This is a genomic window from Pantoea sp. CTOTU49201, assembly GCF_032054795.1.
GTDB lineage: Bacteria > Pseudomonadota > Gammaproteobacteria > Enterobacterales > Enterobacteriaceae > Pantoea > Pantoea symbiotica.
Genome location: NZ_DAMBSA010000588.1, coordinates 1 through 2,083 on the forward strand (window position 1 = coordinate 1; position 2,083 = coordinate 2,083).

Sequence of the window (2,083 nt, forward strand, 5' to 3'; positions counted from 1 at the left end):
CGCCGCGATTCCTTGCTGTGAAGAAGACATGATCGCTCTCGGAGGAGAAGAGGGCGTGTATTATGACGGATAAACCGCAGAAGGTCGCGTATCACGTAGGGTCGCCATTGATGGCGACCGTCTGAACTCACGCGGGAATTAACTCGATTTAACCCGATTGGCAAAACTCTTACGCAGCTTCTGCAGTTTCGGTGGGATCACCGCCATGCAGTAGCCGTTGCGCTGACCTGCGCCTTCCCAGTAATCCTGATGATAACCTTCCGCCGCATACCACTCTTTCAGCGGCTCGATGGTGGTAACCACCGGATCGCTCAGGCCTTCCTGCGCACGCGCAATTGCGGCAATGGCTTCGGCTTCCTGCTCAGGATTGGCCGGGAAAATCGCCGAGCGATATTGCGTGCCCACATCGTTGCCCTGGCGGTTCAGCGTAGTGGGATCATGCGTGGCAAAGCTGATATCCAGCAGATCGCCATATTTCACCTGCTCCGGATCAAAACCGATGCGAATCGCTTCGGCATGGCCGGTCGCGCCGCTGCACACCTGCTCGTAGGTTGGGTTCGGACGTGCGCCGCCGGTATAACCACTCTCGACTGACTCGACGCCAATCACATCTTTAAACACTGCTTCAGTACACCAGAAACAGCCACCAGCGATCACCGCATATTCGGTTGCCATTATATTTACTCCTGTCAGGGCGAAAGGTTAAAAGTGGGGGCAAGCCTATATCAATTCAAGCAGTTAAATTAACATTTCTGGCTTAAAGTCGCTGCGCTTGTCGAGCCGCAAATTGCTCATCACGCTAAAGCGTCCTTCGCCGGTGTAGTGCAGCGTCGGCGGAAACTCCGGCGTTTCCGCCACATGTGCTTTGACGATTTCAAAGATAAAGAAGTTGTAGTTATCCACCATCGAATCGTCATAAAGCTGGCATTCGAAGCTGGCAAAGCACTCGTCGATTAACGGCGCATTGACCACGCTGGCCGGTTCGGGCGTCAGGTTAAAGGCATCAAACTTGTCGAGGCGATCGCCGTGGCTGTTACCGATTGCCACCACGCTATCCACCAGATTGGCCGACGGCACGTTAATTACGCACTGACCGCTTTGGCGAATCAGTTCATGGCTGTAATTGCCGCCGGCAATCATGCAGCCAACCAGCGACGGTGAGAACTCCAGAATGGTGTGCCAGCCGAGCGTCATGATGTCGCGATGATCCTCAAACTGTGAACTCAGCAGCACCACCGGACCCGGCTCCAGATATTTGCGCGCTTTACTCACCGGAAAGTCGATTTTATGCATCGGGATTCTCCTGTTGTAGGTACAGATGTTCTAAGTGTAGCTGCCACCCTTTACTGGGCTGGCATTTCACGGCATGTTAATGCGTCATCTTATCTGGAGCTGTTTTATGGAATCTGCGTGCGCGTCCACATCTCGTCCTGTGTTGCATCTGCTGTGCGGTAAAATTGCAGCCGGAAAATCGACGCTGGCTCATCAACTGGCGCAGCAAACCGGTGCGGTGATCATTAGCGAAGATGCCTGGCTGGCGCATCTGTTCGCTGAAGAGATGCAGGAGGTGGCGGATTACGTGCGCTGTGCCGGTAAGCTACGTAACGCCATGACGCCGCATCTGATTTCGCTGTTGCAGTGTGGCGTGTCGGTGGTGCTGGATTTCCCCGCCAACACCGTGGCTCAACGCCAGTGGATGAAGGCGGTGATCAACAGTGCCGAGGCTGAACATCAACTGCATTTCCTCAATGTGTCCGATGAACTGTGCAAATCGCGGCTGCACGCGCGCAATGCATCCGGCCAGCATGACTTCGCCGCCACCGATGCGCAGTTTGCGTTGATCAGCAGCTACTTCGTCGCGCCACACAGCGATGAAGGGTTTAACGTGGTTAATCACCGTTAATTAAGCAGGGAGGCCAAAATGAATTATCCGCTATGCCAGAAGCTGAACCTCACTTATCCGATCATTCAGGCGCCAATGGCCGGCGTCTCCACGCCAGAGCTGGCGGCGGCGGTCAGTAACAGTGGCGCGCTGGGATCGATCAGCGTGGGTGCCTCAACGCCGCAGCAGGCGGAGATGATG

Annotated in this window: 3 protein-coding genes and 1 pseudogene; 2 read left to right on the plus strand and 2 right to left on the minus strand. The window is 55.0% G+C overall.

All coding sequences use genetic code 11. From position 1 onward, the window contains the following. Positions 1-138: 138 nt before the first annotated feature. Positions 139-675: a peptide-methionine (S)-S-oxide reductase MsrA gene (msrA, locus tag RTY00_RS24120; protein ID WP_008102773.1), complete on the minus strand. Its 537-nt coding sequence runs from the start codon at positions 673-675 to the stop codon at positions 139-141. 63 nt (positions 676-738) lie between these two features. After that, positions 739-1,293, minus strand: a complete 555-nt coding sequence (locus RTY00_RS24125) for a flavin reductase family protein (RefSeq protein ID WP_265297012.1) — start codon at positions 1,291-1,293, stop codon at positions 739-741. Between the two features lie 106 nt (positions 1,294-1,399). Between RTY00_RS24125 and RTY00_RS24130 the strand changes: the two genes are divergently transcribed. Beyond that, entirely contained in the window at positions 1,400-1,903 is a 504-nt protein-coding gene (locus tag RTY00_RS24130) for an ATP-binding protein (RefSeq protein ID WP_312666654.1), read from the plus strand. A 9-nt stretch (positions 1,904-1,912) separates the two neighbouring features. Further along, positions 1,913-2,083 (plus strand): annotated as a pseudogene (locus tag RTY00_RS24135) (nitronate monooxygenase); the annotation flags it as partial.

What these genes read in the sequence shown, in the direction of transcription:
- msrA (WP_008102773.1), bottom strand. Translation starts at nt 675, where the DNA reads ATGGCAACCGAATATGCGGTGATCGCTGGTGGCTGTTTCTGGTGTACT.
- RTY00_RS24125 (WP_265297012.1), bottom strand. Translation starts at nt 1,293, where the DNA reads ATGCATAAAATCGACTTTCCGGTGAGTAAAGCGCGCAAATATCTGGAG.
- RTY00_RS24130 (WP_312666654.1), top strand. Translation starts at nt 1,400, where the DNA reads ATGGAATCTGCGTGCGCGTCCACATCTCGTCCTGTGTTGCATCTGCTG.